The organism is Phocoenobacter uteri, from assembly GCF_900454895.1.
Lineage (GTDB): Bacteria > Pseudomonadota > Gammaproteobacteria > Enterobacterales > Pasteurellaceae > Phocoenobacter > Phocoenobacter uteri.
In genome coordinates, this window is sequence record NZ_UGTA01000001.1 from 738,697 (window position 1) to 755,008 (window position 16,312).

Consider the following 16,312-nt stretch of genomic DNA (forward strand, 5'->3'; position numbering starts at 1 on the left):
ATACCCTTGATACTGATAAAATTCGCTTTGGTTTTCGAGGTGGTAAGTTGGATCTAAATGGTCACGCACTACAATTTCAGCGTATTCATCATATTGATGATGGTGCAAATATTGTAAATTCTAACAAAAATCAGACCGCTTCCCTAACCCTTACTGGACAAAACGCCATTTGGTCAGAAGATCCGAATATTCCTAATCTTTCTAAAAATGGTGAAGGTGCAAGTAAAGCCACCTATTTTGAGGGATATTTAGGTCATAAAGAAATTGCAAAAACGGATAAAAATCACACCGCTAGCAACACAATGAATTCGGGTAAAATCAATCTTACTTTTGCACCAGTGGAAAATGCAGATAAAGACAGCGATACGCTCTTTTTAACTGGTGGAGCAAATGCGAATAATTTAAATGTGAATAAAGGCACGGTTATTCTACAAGGTAGCCCAACACCGCACGCTTATGATGTAGATTATAAACCTGTTGTTTATAACAATAAAACATATACGGAGAAACGTGAAGTTGTCTATGATGACGATTATCAAAATCCTGCATTTAAATTTGCGAATATAGCGGTTAAAAATGGAGCAAAATTTGCAATAGGACGTAATGTAGCAAACCTAACAGCTGATATTACCCTTGAACAGAATGCAACTGCCAATTTAGGCTATACCAAAAATGATAAATCATTTATTGAAAACCGTTATTATGGTGGAAGCCGAGATAATACTTCAACCTTTACCCCACAAGGCTTTAACGCAATGCCACAAACTGAAATTCGTGGTAATTTAACTGTGACAGATACCGCAAAAGTAAAATTTGGTAGCAAAGCCAATTATCAAGGTGCTGTCACTGGGGCTGGTAACATTGAACTGGATCACGGTAGCCAAGTAACCCTTGCAAGCGGTTCAAATTTCACAGGAAGTATCAAAGAAAATGAAAAACCTGATTTAACTGTCAGTGCATCACTTTATTTTGGTGACGACGCTAAAACTTCGCCATTTTTTGAATGGGAACGTCTGAGAACTAACCAACCTAATAATAGCACTGTAACGCTTAACAATTCCCATTTAACATTACAAGATGATGCTCACTGGACGCTAAAAGAAGATACAAAAGTGGGCGAGCTAACCTTAAAAGATAAAGGTCGTATTACGCTTAATAATAATTTTGATCGCTCAACAACGGATCATTATCGTACGCTGACCACTGAGCGTTTTATTGGTGAAGGCGGACAAATTGATTTCCTAACTGATTTAAGTAGCCAGCAAGGTGATAAAGTACTTGTGAATAAAAATGCCACAGGTCACACTAAATTTAATGTGAGAGATCAAGGGAGAGAGCCACTCAATCAAAATTTAACGCTTTTTGAAGTAAAAGGCGAAAATACCCTTACTGCGACATTAAATACTGAGGGCTATGTTGATTTAGGCGCATATCGTTATCACTTAAATAAAAATGATAAAAATTATGTGCTGTCAGCAACAAAACAAGAAAATAATACAAAGATTGATAAAGATAAGTCTAAAAAATACAAAACCAACTGGCATAAGGCGGGGGTATTTGCGAAAACTGTCAATAATTTCTCAGACTTACCAAAAGACGCACAGGCAAAACGTGATATCGAGGCTCAAAAACAGGCTAAGCACAAAAAAGCAAAAGCGAATTGGAAAAAAGCGATTTCAAAAGAAATTGCGGTTAATAAAGCAAAAGATATTCTCTTAGACTTACCAAAAGATGCACAAGCAAAACGTGATGCCGAAGCTCAAAAACAGGCTAAGCACGAAAAAGCAAAAGCAAATTGGCAAAGAGTGATTTCAAAAGAAATTGCTGTTAATAAAGCAAAAGATATTCTCTTAGACTTACCAAAAGATGCACAGGCAAAACGTGATGCCGATGCTCAAAAACAGGCTAAGTACGAAAAAGCAAAAGCAAATTGGCAAAAAGCGATTTCAAAAGGAATTGCTGTTGATAAAGCAAAAGAGACTCTCTTAGGATTATTCAAAGATACACAAGCAAAACGTAAAGCTAAAGAGACGATTGTAACGTCAAAACCTGCTAAACCATCTACACATAAAAATGAAAGTAAGCAACAATCTGCAACGACATCAAAAACTGACGTGGTAAAACCACCTAAAAAAGACGTTGTAGAAACACCGAAAACCCCAACGGTTAAGGTCTCACAAAAAGATCAAATCAGTAAATATACTAATGCTGGGATTTCATCAATGCAATCTGGCTTAAATGCATTGTTAATCGCTGATAATAATGATGTATGGAATATGCCGCTTTATGCTAGTGCGGGGCATTCTAGTCATTTCACTAAGCATAAGAGCGAAGACTATCGTGATTTTAGCAATGATGTAGCAAATCAGCATTTAACAGCTCTTTATAATTCAGATGGATTAACACTGGGCGGACAATTGAATGTGAATGTAGCAAAAAGCACGTTTGATGACCATATCAAAGGTTCAAATACGCATACCAGAGCAACGTTATTTGCACAAAAAGAGTTTGATTCTGGGTTAAGAGTTGGTGCAAATGCAGGTGTCACTTTTGCCAAGAATAGTATTGACGGTACAACAAATACCGCTGTTATTCCAAAAGTTGGTATGACTGTTGGGCAACATTTTGATGTTGGGAATAATTGGTTTGTTGATCTCAGCGGTGCGGGACATTACCATCAACTTCCAGCACAATCTATGACTTATAAAGGTGCAAAAATCAGCAATGAGCATACCGGTTTATTTGGCTATAATGTTAAAAGTGCGATGGGTTATGGCATAAAACAGCCACAAATGGATTTAAACGGTTCAATTTTTGCTGAATATGCTGGTTTTGCAAATTCTCCAAAAATTTATGTAAATAAAGAACAAAATCCAACCGCTTTCAGCAGTGATTTTGCACCTCAAGCACGTTTTGGATTAAATGGAAATGTAAAATTTGGTGCAATGAATCTATCACTTACAGGGGGAATATCTACAGGTAGTAGTATTGGGGTATCGCCTTTTGCTGGAGTAGATTTTGGGTATAAATGGTAACCTCCTCCCCTAAATATGCCTATGATAATTGTACATTTTAATGTTGATTATCTAAATCATTAACCTAAATACAAACAGCTAGCCTTTAAAAGCTAGCTGTTTTTTTCTTATTTTTTACTGCTCTTCCAACTAAATCCTGAAAGCACTAATAACCCACCAAAAATTGCCATATTTTTAATAAAGTTTTGTTGTTCTGCGGGGAAATTCCAAAAGTCGTGTAAATTGATATTGATAAGAATAACCAATCCCGCCAAAATCAAGGCTGAAAATGCGGTATAACGGTTAATAATCAGGGCTGAGCCTAATACAATCTGAACAATTCCTGCCGTTGCTAAAAGGAAAGGAATAAAAATCATATTGTGATGTTGCATTAAACCAATGTGCATATCCCAAAATGCAAATTTCATAATACCTGGTACAACAAAATATAAGCCAAGTAGCACTCGCCCAACCATCATAGTTACAGGGGCTAAATTATCCATAAATGTGTTAAATAATTTTTTCAAAATAAATCCTAGAATGTGGTAAAGATATCGTCTAATTCAAAGCGTGATTTTGGTAAATTTGCATTAAAATCTGCGTCACTGTGGTAACCAAATGCAACTAAAGTTAAAGGTGTTAACCCTTTTTCTGTTAAATTAAAGGTTTCCGCTAAAATATTGACATCAAAACCTTCAATCGGCACAGCATCAATACCCATATCTGCAGTTGCTAATAAAAGTTGCCCTAATGCAATATAAACCTGATTCGCTGCCCAAGCTTGCAATTTCTCAGGATGTTCACTTTGACTTGCTAGAAAACCATCACGCAAGGTTTTGGTCATATTCAAAATATCATCATTTGGAATACGTCCATCAGCCTGCTCTTTCGCTAATAATTTATCTAAATGTGCTTGATTGATCTCATTTTTAACACATAAAACCATTATGTGAGAGGCATCAAGAATTTTTTGCTCATTAAACGCATAATAACCTTGCGTTGCTTGGGTAATCTTCGCTTTGGTTTCTTGATTATCCGTAATCAACACGTGCCAAGGTTGAATATTGATACTTGATGGGCTTAATTGAAAAATTGTTTTTAATGTATGAATATCATCATCACTGATTTTACGTGTTGTATCAAACACTTTTGCTGAATAACGCTGCTTTGCTGTTTCTAAAATGGACACTATTTACCTCTTATTAACTATTAAAGAAATCCACTAATTTCTTACGCTCAACATCTGAGTATTCCATATGCCCTACTGGCACTTTACCGTCAATGGCAGTGATCACTTGCTCAATCTGCTCACCTTTAAATGCACCACATAATTCAATTAACTGAATACCGCCCGCGACTAATTCTTTAGCCACATCGCACGCTTGTTCCATTGAACCTACACCATAAACCGTCATTGCAAAAGCAGGTGAATCTACTTGGGCTGATTGTGGCACTTCAAAACTTGGATCACGCATAATAAACGCATATTTACTTAATTTCATATAAAGCTCCTTAATTTAATTACTATGAAAAATAAAGTTAAAACAACTGACGTAAAAAGTCTCTGCTGTCTAGATGAGCATATTATATATTTTTATTAGTTATGATAAATACAATAAAATGCAAATAACCTTTGCTTTAAAGACAATAAATAAAAACAGTTATTTCATTTTGGAATAAAAAAAGCCGTTGTTATATACAACGGCTTAAGAGAAAATTATTTTTAACTAATCATTTTTCTTAAAAATGACAATGGATGTAATAAATGTAAACATAGTGACACCTAAACTAGCAAGTATCGAATTACTAAATCCTAAAGTTAAATAACCAAGTATTGTAGAAAATGCAACGAGTAAAGCATAAGGTAATTGCGATGTTACATGATCGATATGGTTACATCTTGCTCCAGTTGAAGATAAAATGGTTGTATCTGAAATTGGAGAACAATGATCGCCACAAACAGCTCCCGCCATTACAGCAGACAGACAAGGCAATACAAGCGTTGGATCCGTATTTGCGGCCATTGAAGCTGCAATTGGTAGCATTATACCAAATGTTCCCCAGCTTGTACCTGTTGAAAATGCCATGCCTGTTGCAAGTACAAATAAAATAGCAGGTAAGAATGCTGCATCAATATTACCTGCAACTAAAGTTGAAAGGTATTTTCCTGTGTGCATATCACCAACTACACCGTTGATTGTCCACGCAAAACACAGAATTAAAATTGCTCCCGACATTGATTTTGCACCAATAAAAATAACTTTTGTAAAGTTAATTGCACGGAATTTACGATCAATAAGAATACAGATTGTCGCAACACCTAAAGCTAAAAGCCCACCGATAACTAATGAAATACCAACAGTTGTATTTTCAAATGCACCTAAAATACTAAACTCTTTACCATCACTAATGAGAGCATCATACCCAGTGTAAATCATCATAGCAACTGTACCTAAAATAAGAGCCATAATAGGCAATATTAAATTACGAACTTTTCCTTCTTCAATAGAATGCTCTTCTATTTTATCTTCTTGTTCTTGAGCCTTGCGTTCAAATTTTGTCATTGAAGCTAAATCAAATGAAAAATAAGAGACAACAAACACCATGATAATTGAGAAAATAGCATAAAAGTTCATCGCACTCATCGTCATAAAGGCTTCAATCGGTGAATATTGTGTAATTGAATGCGTAGCTAATAAACCAGCAACAAGAGTCATAATATATGCTCCCCAACTTGAAATGGGCATTAACACACACATCGGAGCTGCTGTTGAATCTAAAATATACGCAAGTTTAGCTCGGGAAATTTTAAATTTATCCGTGACAGGGCGAGCAATGGCTCCAACTGCTAAACTATGAAAATAATCATCAATAAAAGTAAAGAAAACAAGACTAGCAGTCATCAATTTTGCACCACGACGATTTTTAATTTTTGTTTGAGCCCAGTTTGCAAAAGCTTGATTACTACCAGAAATATTCAATAATTCTGTTAAAACACCCAATATAACAAGAAAGAGTAAAATATTAACGCTATTAGAATTTATTCCATCGTCATAAACCAATGAAATAATACTATTTTTAATATAAATAAGGGTATTTAATATGTCTGCATTATTTAGCATAATAGCGCCAACAATAATACCTATACTTAACGATAAAATAACTCTACGCGTAAAAATAGCAAGTAATAGTGCTATTAAAGGTGGAACTAACGACCACATAGAATTTGAATAATCAATGAAACTCATAAAACCTCCAATTGTGTTTATAAAAATAAATATCAAACAAAAATAAAGGCGAGTTCTACTAGAAATGAAATTTGATTAACATAGAAAAGATTAGTGATAATCCATTATATTTTAATCCATCACAGTAGCCCTCCATCATCTATAAAATTAATATTATTGATGATGACAGTGTTATTCCTTTCGGATATAACCCCAACCAGTCAAGCCGACACTTAAACTGATTTCGGCGAATCTCCCTTTTTTCTATCTTCAACGTTATCCACTCGAATAGAATACTCTTGATTTTCGCACCTCTACAATTTGCAGGATGAGATAAGACTACATTAAAAAATTTATTTTGCCAATAAAAAATTACATTTTTATTTAATTTTTTTAATAAATTACAAGAATTTTATTTGTAATATCTAAAACATTAGTTAAAATATAAACAATTTTAATTGTTTGGGGGCTATATGGCAGAACTATTTAAAATACTTACAAATATTCGCTCGTTAAGAAAAATGGCAAATGAATATTCTTTACCAGAACTTGAATTAGCCTTAAAAAAATTAACACAGGTTGTCGAAGAAAGAAAATGCGATGTAAAAAAACGTGAGACAGCTCACAAAAAATATCTTGAGAATTTAAGTAAATATAAAAAGATGTTGCAAGAAGACGGATTGACGCCTGAAGAACTCGCTTCATTTTTAAATTCAGCCAAGACTGGCATTAAACCGCGTAAAAAAATAAAACCACGCCCTGCAAAATATAAATATATTGATGAATTTGGTAATGAAAAAACGTGGACAGGTCAAGGGCGAACACCAAAAATAATACAAAAAGCATTAAATAATGGTTGCTTATTAACTGAGTTTGAAATTTAACGATACTATGAAGAACATCCCTCTATTCATTCGAACTGAGGGATTTCTTTTAATCCAACATATCTGCCAATAAAAACTGCAATACACTATCCATTCTTAAATGAGGTATTACTTCATCAAATTCCAAGTGTTTTGGTTCAAACTGCTCAAATTCAAAATGATTATGATCCCAAAAATCAGCAGAAGGTAAACGATTTGGTACTGAGCCTGGATATAAAGTGACTAAATTTTTATCTGAACTTCTAATACCTCTTATTGCTTTAAATGTCTCATTATTTTGAGTTACGATAATGGGTTCTGTGGCTCGAATGGCTGAAACGGCATAATAGCCTGTCTCAATATTACCGAACTGTTTATATTGCCCTTCTTCTTGCACCAGTTGACGCATTAAACTTTCTAAATTACTAAGTTGATCACTACTAATATGATCAGCTTTCGTTGCTAAAAAGAGTAATTTATCAATTTTAGAAGAAAATAAACGATAAAATAACGAACGCTCGCCATAATGGAAATGTTTAAAGAGTTGTTGCAACCCAATTTTCATTTCAATAAACGCTTGTTGGCTATGATTGAGAGGTGTTAAACAATCCGCTAAAATAACTTGTCGATCAAATTGCGAGAAATAATCTTCATAAAAAGGCTTTATTATTTTTTGTTGATAATAACGATAACGCTTTTTCAATGTATGATAAGTGCTCTTCTTTGAGCTTTTTTCTAACTCAGCCCAACGTTCTTCTGATAGATTTAACAATGGAAAAAATTGAAAAACAGGGGCTCCCTTTGATTCACTTGGTAACACGAATCGTCCAGGTTGAATATATTGCATACCTTGCTTCTTGCATTCCAGTAAATAAGCGGTGTATTTTTCACTTAAATCTGCAAGTTGGTTTTCATCAGTTTCAGCCATCAAATCTAACTGCTGCACTTCTGTCAGCCAACGTTGAGCTAATTCCGCGCGCTCACCATAATGTACTTGTTGTTGATTTAAAGACCATTGTTTAAAATCTTGAGAAAGCATTGGCAAATCTAATAACCATTCACCAGGATAATCAAAAATATCTAAATAAAGCGTATTTTTCTCTTTGATATAACGGAATAAGCCATCTTGACGCTGATAATGAATAGCTAAACGAATTTCACTCATTCCAGTAGTAGAAGGCGACCAACTTGGTGACAATGTTTCAAAACAACGACGATTTTTATCATAATCAAAACGAGGCAAAGTTAAATCGCCCTGCTCCACTCGTTTTACAGATAAAATCTGTCCATTTTTCACTGGAGCAAATAATTTTAAATGTGCATTGTTAATCGAATTGATATGTAATAGTTGATCAACAAGACTTGTAATAAACGTTGTTTTACCACTACGGCTCAATCCTGTTACGGCTAATCGTAAATGATCATCCGTTACCCTATGCACCACATCATTTACTTTATGTGTAATCGTATTAAACATTGTATCGCCTTCTTGTTTTAAATATTATTGACGATAGTTTTTCAAGAATCTTGCTAATCGTTCCATTGCGTCTTCAAGCTGATGTGTATAAGCAAGACTTACGATACGGAAATGATCAGGTTTATGCCAGTTAAAACCTGTTCCGTGAACCAATAACACTTTTTCTTGCTTTAAAAAATCTAGAACAAATTGCTGATCGTTCTCAATATTGTACATTTCAGTATCAATTTTAGGGAAAAGATACATCGCACCTTGTGGTTTTACACAAGTAATACCTGGAATTTGAGTGACTAAATCATACGCAATATTACGTTGCTCTAATAATCGCCCCCCTTCTTGTACAAGCTCATTGATACTTTGATAACCGCCTAACGCTGTTTGAATACCGTGTTGCATTGGCATATTGGCACAAAGTCGCATAGATGAAAGCATATCTAAACCTTCAATATAGCTCTTCGCCTTATGTTTTGCCCCGCTTAACACAAACCAACCTTGACGGAATCCTGCCACACGATACACCTTAGATAATCCATTAAACGTAATAGTAAACAAATCTGGGGCAAGAGCAGCAATATGATGATGTACCGCACCATCATATAAAATCTTATCGTAAATCTCATCAGCATAAATAATCAAATTATGCTCACGAGCAACTTGTGCAATTTCTAATAAAATCTCACGGCTATATACCACGCCTGTTGGATTATTTGGGTTAATAACAACGATCGCTTTAGTTTTTGGAGTGATTTTAGAGCGAATATCCTCAATATCAGGGAACCAATTATTTTCTTCATCACATAAATAATGTTTTACATTTCCCCCAGCAAGGGTCGCTGCAGCCGTCCAAAGTGGATAATCTGGCATCGGAATGAGAATTTCATCGCCATTATTTAATAAAGCCTGCATTGTCATTGTTATCAACTCAGATACACCGTTACCGATATAAACATCATTGACATCAATATCACGTATTCCTTTTGATTGATAATATTGAACTATTGCTTTTCGTGCCGAATAAAGCCCTTTTGAATCGCCATAGCCCTGTGCTTTTGGCAAATTGCGAATAATATCTACCACGACTTCATCTGGTGCTTCAAAACCGAAAGGAGCAGGATTTCCAATATTTAATTTTAAAAGTTTATGCCCCTCCTCTTCTAATCGTAAGGCTTCTTTGTGAACTGGGCCACGAATATCATAACGCACATCATTTAATTTAGCTGATTTTAGAAATTGTTTCATTTTATCCTCATACTGCGACTAAATTTCTATTTTGAATAACTTTACCTTGATTTATTAAGAATTTAAAGAAAAAATACGCTAGAATAGTCATCTTTTTACACGATAAGCGGTTAGATTTTTTTTAAAATTTGTAAATTATGTTATTTAATCAATTAAAACAACAACTTGAATATGAATTAACACAAATTATTCCAAACAAAGGGTTAATTAAAATTGAAGTTCAATCTAATAAAAAGGCTGAAAACACTTTGTTTTTACGTTGGCTCAATGCTCAATCAATTTTCCCTAAATTCTACTGGCAAAACCGAGATGATAATTTAACATTAACAGCTATCGGGACAGTGAAAAGCTTTGATAATATCCAACAGGCTCAACAATTTAATCAACAAAATAATAATACGTTATTAGGCGGAATAAAATTTTGTGGGCAAACCACATTTATACTTCCTCGTCTACTATTTGCAAAAAATCAAAAAAAAATGACCGCTTGTTTAATGGTTGACACTGATCATTTAGACACCGAAATACCACAAATTCACGATATTTTGGAAAAATTTGACAATGCCAGCACCTTAAATCAAACGCAATACACAATATTAGAAACAACCCAAGCGACAGACTTTTCACAATGGTCGCGTAATATTCAGTCGGCTATTGAAAAAATAAAACAGGGCTGTTTTAACAAAGTCGTGCTTGCAAATGCTACCAATTTTAAGTGTAAAGAAACGATCTCAGCTTATGAACTGCTCGCTCTCAGCCAACAAAAAAACCAACACTGTTTTCATTTTTTATACCAAGAAGACCGATACTCAGCCTTTATTGGTTCAAGCCCTGAACGACTTTATAAAAGAGAACAACAACGGTTTTACACCGAAGCACTTGCAGGTACAGTGGCCGTAACCGAAGATCCGACTCAAACAGAAAAAAATGGGCAATGGTTATTGAATGATTCAAAAAACACTCTTGAAAATCAATATGTTGTTGATGACATCTGTTCTCACCTAGCACCTTATATAAGTTCTGTGATTGTGAGTGATATACATCTCAAACGCTTACCAAAAGTACAACACTTGCGTCGTTTTATTGAAATGCAATTAAAAGAAAATATTAGTGATATTGATTGCCTAAACCAAATCCACCCAACGGCGGCTATTGCAGGGTTACCTCGTCCGAATGCGATAGAATTTATCAACCAAACTGAAAATTTCAAACGTCAATGGTATGCTGGCACACTCGGTTTTTTTAACCAAGCTCAAGCAGAATTTTGCGTGACCTTACGCTCAGCTCAAATAAACAAAAATACCATTACTATTTACGCTGGTGCTGGCATTATGCAAGATTCTGATCCACATTCAGAATGGCAAGAAATTGAAAGAAAAGCATTAGCGATGGCTGAGCTATTAAAATAATCTATGACGGATAAATGTTTATCCTTCATAGATTATACCTCAGTTTGTGATTTTCATTATTCCCAACCAAAGAACTGAAATGTCTTTTGCCACTGTTCATCAAGCGGTGCAATAATTTCAATTTTTTGCATTTTTTTAGGATGAATAAAATGCAATGATTGTGAATGTAAAAATAAACGAGAACAAGGATTATGTTCCACAAATGCTCTATTCTGATGTAAATCGCCATAACGTGAATCCCCAATAATTGGGTGGAATAAATGTTTTAAATGGCGTCTTAATTGATGTTTTCGTCCTGTTTGAGGATATAATTCAACCAATGAGTAACGAGCGGTTTGATGTTTCCCTGCAGGATAAGACATTTCTACTTGTTTTAAACAGCAATAATCCGTGATAGCTTGTTGTGGCTCTTTTGATTGTGAGGCAAATTTATCAGCAATTTTATCTAGTTGAATTTTAAGGGGATAATCTATTCTACCCTCGCCATTAAGATACCCTCTCACAATGGCGAGATAACTTTTTTTAACTTGATGTTGCTCAAATTGCTCACTCATCAAGCGTGCGGTTTCACTATTTAACGCAAAGAGTAACACACCAGAAGTTGGACGGTCTAAACGATGAATAGGAAACACGTGTTGCCCAAGTTGATCACGTAACGTCTGCATTGCAAAAACAGTTTCGTGCTTATCTAACCAGCTACGATGCACCAACATTCCTGCTGGTTTATTGATGGCAACAAGATCATCATCTTGATATAAAATTTCTAATTCCATTACGACTTCATTTGCTACTAGATAGCTTGGTTTCAATTTGATGAACAGGGTTACATAATGAAGCCAAATAAGATTCATTTTTCAAGGCTTCTTCTAAATAAGGTGTAATAGAGAAGTTTTGTGGCAAACCCGCATTCGCATCTATCAATGCATTCATTCTAGGAATGAATACCCATTGTAGCCATTGTGTCGCTGAAAGCGTACCAATACAAAAAGGTTGATCATTCGCAAGATCTTGCTGTGAAGGCGGAATAGATTCCCATAATTGGTGTTGTTGCATTACAGCTTGTAATTCATTTAAGTGCTGGAGTATTTGTGTTTTCATTCAATTAGTTTATAAAACAAGCAGTGAAATTAGAGTAATGTTTTTAAGTAAGCTTTAAAATCTTGAGCTAATTGTGGGTGGTTTAAGGTATATTCCACAAACGCAGAGGCATAGCCGATCTTATTACCACAATCAAAGGTTTTACCTGTCATTCTAAAGGCTTCTACGGTTTCTTTCTCAATCAACATATCAATTGCATCTGTTAACTGAATTTCATCACCTTTACCTATTGGGGTTCTTTCTAGCAGTTTCCAAATGCTTTTTGAGAAAACATAACGACCAACAATCGCTAAATTAGAGGGTGCTTCTTCCAATTTAGGTTTTTCAATCATTCTAACGACTTTAGTACTTTCACCACCGTTAAGTTCAACGCCATCACAATCAGCAATACCATAGCTACTAATTTCACTTTCAGGTACTGGCGACACCATAATTTGGCTATGCCCTGTTGCTTCAAAACGTGTAATCATTGCAGCTAAGTTTTCTTTTGTTTGATCCGCAGAGAAATCTGCTAATAGCACATCAGGAAGCACAACAGCAAAAGGCTCATCCCCAATCACCGCTTTACCACATAATACCGCATGCCCTAATCCTTTGGCGTGCCCTTGTCGCACATGGATTAACGTCACATCTTTTGGCACGATGGAACGTACTTCATCTAAAAGTTGACGTTTCACTCGCTTTTCTAACATCGTTTCTAATTCAAAAGAGGTGTCAAAATGGTTTTCTATGGCATTTTTTGACGAATGTGTCACAAGAACAATCTCTTTTACACCTGCAGCTACACATTCACTCACAACATATTGAATCAATGGCTTATCTGCAATAGTTAGCATTTCTTTTGGTATCGCTTTCGTTGCAGGTAACATTCTTGTTCCTAAGCCCGCAACAGGGATAATAACTTTCATTGTGAATCCTTATAAATAAAGTCAAACCGCTTATAATAAGCGGTCTGATTTTCTTGATTTTTTACGAATCTTGATCTTGCTGAGTCTCTTTTTCTGTTTCTTTAATCTGTTTATAGATTTCTTCTCTATGCACAGACACTTCTTTAGGTGCTTTAATACCCAGTTTCACTTGACTGCCACGAACGCTAAGTACGGTAACTTCAACTTCGTCGCCAATAAGCAAACTTTCACCTAGTTTACGTGTAAGAATTAGCATGATTTTTCTCCTTTATTGAAAATATCTCCTATAGATATCAAACAGAAATTTTATTTATAGTTTTGTTTGAATCCAGTCTTTTGCTTTCGCAAGAGCAACATTGATGTTTTCTGGTTGTGTACCGCCCGCCATTGCCATATCTGGACGACCACCACCTTTACCACCAACCTGTTGAGCCATCTCATTAACTAACAGCCCTGCGTTAATTTTTGAAGTCGTATCCTTAGAAACACCGACAACTAAATTAACTTTTTCTCCCATTGCAGACGCAAAGACAATAACAGCAGAACCTAATTGATTTTTAAGATCATCAACCATTGTTCTTAATGCTTTTGTTTCAACATTCTCTAATTGTTGAATAATTACATTTACGCCATTAATATTTTCAGCCTGTTTTGCTAAGTCTGCCCCTGCTTGTGAAGCCATTTTCTCTTTCAACTGTTGCAACTCTTTCTCTGTACGTTTAGCTTTCTCTTGCAACTGTTGAATTTTTTCTACTAATGAAGCACTATCTGCTTTTAAAAGTTCAGCACTTTGCTGTACCATTTTTTGCTGACGTTGTACCCATTCTAGTGCTTTTTCGCCCGTTACTGCTTCTACACGACGAATGCCCGCCGCAACAGCACCTTCTGAAATAAGTTTAAATAAGCCGATTTCACCTGTTTGTGTTACATGTGTTCCTCCACACAATTCAACAGAGAATTCCGTCATTTTAACAACGCGTACTTTATCGCCATATTTCTCACCAAATAATGCCATTGCACCTTGCTCTTTTGCCGTTTCAATATCCATTATTTCGGTTGTGACTGGCGAGTTTTTACGTACCTCACGATTCACGATTTGTTCAATCTCTTCAAGCTGTTGCTTAGTAATTGCCTCAGGTTGAGAGAAGTCAAAACGCAAAATATCTTCGGCAACTAATGAACCTTTTTGAGCCACGTGTGTGCCTAAAACTTGACGTAACGCTGAATGCAATAAATGCGTTGCACTATGGTTCAGCTTAATTGCGTTACGGCGTTGTTCATCAATTTGAGTTTTAACCGTATCACCCACAGAAAGTGAACCACTCTCTAACTGACCAATATGTCCAAATACACCACCGTATTTTTGCGTGTCATTTACCGCAAATTTGCAAATTTCTGTAAAAATATGACCGCTATCGCCAACTTGACCACCCGATTCACCATAGAACGGCGTACGATCTAGAATAACAACCGCATTTTCACCAGATTGAATGCTCTCAACACTTTCGCCATTACAGAATAACGCAATAATTTTTGATTCATCTAACGTTGTTTCAGTATAACCTTCAAAAATAGTTGTACCTTCAACTTTGATTACATTGTTGTAATCCATACCAAAACTACTGCTCGCTTTCGCACGTTCACGTTGAGCTTGCATTTCTTTTTCAAAGCCCGCTTCATCAACACTGATTTCACGATCACGACAAACGTCCGCCGTTAAATCTAATGGGAAGCCATAGGTATCATAAAGTTTAAAGGCTACTTCGCCAGATAATACGTTATTTTCAACTTTTGATAACGCATCTTCTAATAAACTCAAACCACGTTCAAGTGTACGAGCAAACTGCTCTTCTTCTGCTTTTAAGGTTTTTTGAATGTGAGCCTGTTTTTCTGTTAATAAATCACCCGCTTTACCCATTACTTTAGAAAGGGTTGGTACTAATTTATAGAAGAAGCTCTCTTTTGCACCTAATAAGTTTCCGTGTCTTACTGCACGACGAATAATACGACGTAGAACATAACCACGCCCTTCATTTGAAGGTACAACCCCATCAGCGATTAAGTAAGCACAAGAACGGATATGATCCGCTACAACACGTAATGATTTATTATCTAAATCGGTCACATTTAACTGTGTTGCAACTTCCTTGATTAAGGTCTCAAAAATATCAATTTCATAGTTTGAATTAACGTGTTGCAATACTGCACTGATACGCTCTAAGCCCATTCCTGTATCAACAGATGGTTTTGGTAATTTTTCCATTGTGCCGTCTGCTTGACGGTTAAATTGCATAAATACCAAGTTCCAAATTTCGATATAACGGTCACCATCTTCTTCTGGGCTTCCTGGTGGGCCTCCCCAAATGTGATCTCCGTGATCGTAAAAAATTTCAGAACAAGGTCCACAAGGTCCTGTATCACCCATCTGCCAGAAGTTATCTGAGTTATACGGTTGGTCTTCACTTTTATCGCCAATTCGGATAATACGTTCAGCTGGCACGCCTACTTCATCACGCCAAATATTGTACGCTTCATCATCTGTTTTATAAACAGTTACCCATAATTTTTCTTTTGGTAAAGCAAGCCATTGTGATGATGTTAAAAATTCCCACGCAAAATGGATCGCATCTTTCTTGAAGTAATCCCCAAAGCTAAAATTACCTAGCATTTCAAAGAAAGTATGATGGCGTGCAGTATAACCTACATTTTCTAAGTCGTTATGTTTACCGCCTGCACGCACACAACGTTGTGAGGTTGTTGCACGCGAATAATTGCGTTTATCTAAACCTAAAAATACATCTTTAAATTGGTTCATCCCCGCATTGGTAAACAGTAATGTTGGATCATTTTCTGGTACAAGCGAGCTACTATCTATAACTGAATGCCCCTTGCTTTCAAAAAAATCTAAAAAAGATTGTCTTATTTGTGAAGTCGTTTTCATTGGTAATTACTCTATGTATCAATTTAGGGGGCTATTTTGTCATAAATTTATTATTTTATAAAATATTTATTAGTTAGATTACATAATTTTATTACTAATTTTATAAAAATAAACCGCTAGCACGGTCACGAGCGGT

General features: G+C 35.5%; 14 protein-coding genes and 1 riboswitch. Of the genes, 3 read left to right on the forward strand and 11 right to left on the reverse strand.

The window, feature by feature from the left end:
• Positions 1-302: 302 nt before the first annotated feature.
• Positions 303-3,035: a pertactin-like passenger domain-containing protein gene (locus DYE60_RS10315; RefSeq protein ID WP_424450107.1), complete on the forward strand. Its 2,733-nt coding sequence runs from the start codon at positions 303-305 to the stop codon at positions 3,033-3,035.
• Positions 3,036-3,142: 107 nt separating this feature from the next.
• Here DYE60_RS10315 and DYE60_RS03250 read toward each other — a convergent pair whose 3' ends face one another.
• The 4 genes from DYE60_RS03250 to DYE60_RS03265 form a co-directional block, all read right to left on the reverse strand.
• Positions 3,143-3,541 (reverse strand): DoxX family protein, encoded by a 399-nt coding sequence (locus DYE60_RS03250; RefSeq protein WP_218563612.1) that lies wholly within the window; start codon positions 3,539-3,541, stop codon positions 3,143-3,145.
• A gap of 8 nt (positions 3,542-3,549) precedes the next feature.
• Positions 3,550-4,203, reverse strand: coding sequence for an oxygen-insensitive NAD(P)H nitroreductase (nfsB, locus tag DYE60_RS03255; protein ID WP_172460353.1), 654 nt, complete (start codon positions 4,201-4,203; stop codon positions 3,550-3,552).
• A 13-nt stretch (positions 4,204-4,216) separates the two neighbouring features.
• Positions 4,217-4,516 (reverse strand): DUF6506 family protein, encoded by a 300-nt coding sequence (locus DYE60_RS03260; RefSeq protein WP_115315205.1) that lies wholly within the window; start codon positions 4,514-4,516, stop codon positions 4,217-4,219.
• Positions 4,517-4,741: 225 nt separating this feature from the next.
• Positions 4,742-6,262, reverse strand: coding sequence for a Na+/H+ antiporter NhaC family protein (locus DYE60_RS03265; RefSeq protein WP_115315206.1), 1,521 nt, complete (start codon positions 6,260-6,262; stop codon positions 4,742-4,744).
• A 117-nt stretch (positions 6,263-6,379) separates the two neighbouring features.
• A riboswitch (Lysine riboswitch) is annotated at positions 6,380-6,566 on the reverse strand.
• A 148-nt stretch (positions 6,567-6,714) separates the two neighbouring features.
• Between DYE60_RS03265 and DYE60_RS03270 the strand changes: the two genes are divergently transcribed.
• Positions 6,715-7,125: an H-NS family histone-like protein gene (locus DYE60_RS03270; RefSeq protein ID WP_115315207.1), complete on the forward strand. Its 411-nt coding sequence runs from the start codon at positions 6,715-6,717 to the stop codon at positions 7,123-7,125.
• A gap of 49 nt (positions 7,126-7,174) precedes the next feature.
• Here DYE60_RS03270 and DYE60_RS03275 read toward each other — a convergent pair whose 3' ends face one another.
• Positions 7,175-8,581, reverse strand: a complete 1,407-nt coding sequence (locus DYE60_RS03275; protein ID WP_115315208.1) for a YcjX family GTP-binding protein — start codon at positions 8,579-8,581, stop codon at positions 7,175-7,177.
• Positions 8,582-8,605: 24 nt separating this feature from the next.
• Positions 8,606-9,820: a pyridoxal phosphate-dependent aminotransferase gene (locus DYE60_RS03280; protein WP_115315209.1), complete on the reverse strand. Its 1,215-nt coding sequence runs from the start codon at positions 9,818-9,820 to the stop codon at positions 8,606-8,608.
• Positions 9,821-9,957: 137 nt separating this feature from the next.
• On the opposite strand from DYE60_RS03280, the gene DYE60_RS03285 reads away from it, so the two are divergent.
• Positions 9,958-11,229, forward strand: coding sequence for an isochorismate synthase (locus DYE60_RS03285; protein WP_245942671.1), 1,272 nt, complete (start codon positions 9,958-9,960; stop codon positions 11,227-11,229).
• A gap of 56 nt (positions 11,230-11,285) precedes the next feature.
• On the opposite strand, the gene truC is transcribed toward DYE60_RS03285, so the two are convergent.
• The 5 genes from truC to alaS all read right to left on the reverse strand — a co-directional run bounded on the left by truC (position 11,286) and on the right by alaS (position 16,176).
• Entirely contained in the window at positions 11,286-12,002 is a 717-nt protein-coding gene (truC, locus tag DYE60_RS03290) for a tRNA pseudouridine(65) synthase TruC (RefSeq protein ID WP_115315211.1), read from the reverse strand.
• Positions 12,003-12,009: 7 nt separating this feature from the next.
• A complete protein-coding gene (locus DYE60_RS03295; RefSeq protein ID WP_115315212.1) occupies positions 12,010-12,327 on the reverse strand; it encodes a YqcC family protein in 318 nt (105 codons plus the stop codon).
• A 29-nt stretch (positions 12,328-12,356) separates the two neighbouring features.
• Positions 12,357-13,235, reverse strand: a complete 879-nt coding sequence (gene galU, locus DYE60_RS03300) for a UTP--glucose-1-phosphate uridylyltransferase GalU (protein WP_115315213.1) — start codon at positions 13,233-13,235, stop codon at positions 12,357-12,359.
• A gap of 61 nt (positions 13,236-13,296) precedes the next feature.
• Positions 13,297-13,491, reverse strand: a complete 195-nt coding sequence (csrA, locus tag DYE60_RS03305) for a carbon storage regulator CsrA (RefSeq protein WP_115315214.1) — start codon at positions 13,489-13,491, stop codon at positions 13,297-13,299.
• A gap of 54 nt (positions 13,492-13,545) precedes the next feature.
• On the reverse strand, positions 13,546-16,176 hold the full coding sequence (gene alaS / locus DYE60_RS03310; RefSeq protein ID WP_115315215.1) for an alanine--tRNA ligase: 2,631 nt from the start codon (positions 16,174-16,176) through the stop codon (positions 13,546-13,548).
• Positions 16,177-16,312: the final 136 nt, after the last annotated feature.

Excerpts from the sequence above, each read along its gene's own strand:
- DYE60_RS10315 (WP_424450107.1), top strand. The coding sequence starts at position 303 with ATGAATTCGGGTAAAATCAATCTTACTTTTGCACCAGTGGAAAATGCA.
- DYE60_RS03260 (WP_115315205.1), bottom strand. The coding sequence starts at position 4,516 with ATGAAATTAAGTAAATATGCGTTTATTATGCGTGATCCAAGTTTTGAA.
- DYE60_RS03265 (WP_115315206.1), bottom strand. The coding sequence starts at position 6,262 with ATGAGTTTCATTGATTATTCAAATTCTATGTGGTCGTTAGTTCCACCT.
- DYE60_RS03270 (WP_115315207.1), top strand. The coding sequence starts at position 6,715 with ATGGCAGAACTATTTAAAATACTTACAAATATTCGCTCGTTAAGAAAA.
- DYE60_RS03275 (WP_115315208.1), bottom strand. The coding sequence starts at position 8,581 with ATGTTTAATACGATTACACATAAAGTAAATGATGTGGTGCATAGGGTA.
- DYE60_RS03280 (WP_115315209.1), bottom strand. The coding sequence starts at position 9,820 with ATGAAACAATTTCTAAAATCAGCTAAATTAAATGATGTGCGTTATGAT.
- DYE60_RS03285 (WP_245942671.1), top strand. The coding sequence starts at position 9,958 with ATGTTATTTAATCAATTAAAACAACAACTTGAATATGAATTAACACAA.
- truC (WP_115315211.1), bottom strand. The coding sequence starts at position 12,002 with ATGGAATTAGAAATTTTATATCAAGATGATGATCTTGTTGCCATCAAT.
- DYE60_RS03295 (WP_115315212.1), bottom strand. The coding sequence starts at position 12,327 with ATGAAAACACAAATACTCCAGCACTTAAATGAATTACAAGCTGTAATG.
- galU (WP_115315213.1), bottom strand. The coding sequence starts at position 13,235 with ATGAAAGTTATTATCCCTGTTGCGGGCTTAGGAACAAGAATGTTACCT.
- csrA (WP_115315214.1), bottom strand. The coding sequence starts at position 13,491 with ATGCTAATTCTTACACGTAAACTAGGTGAAAGTTTGCTTATTGGCGAC.
- alaS (WP_115315215.1), bottom strand. The coding sequence starts at position 16,176 with ATGAAAACGACTTCACAAATAAGACAATCTTTTTTAGATTTTTTTGAA.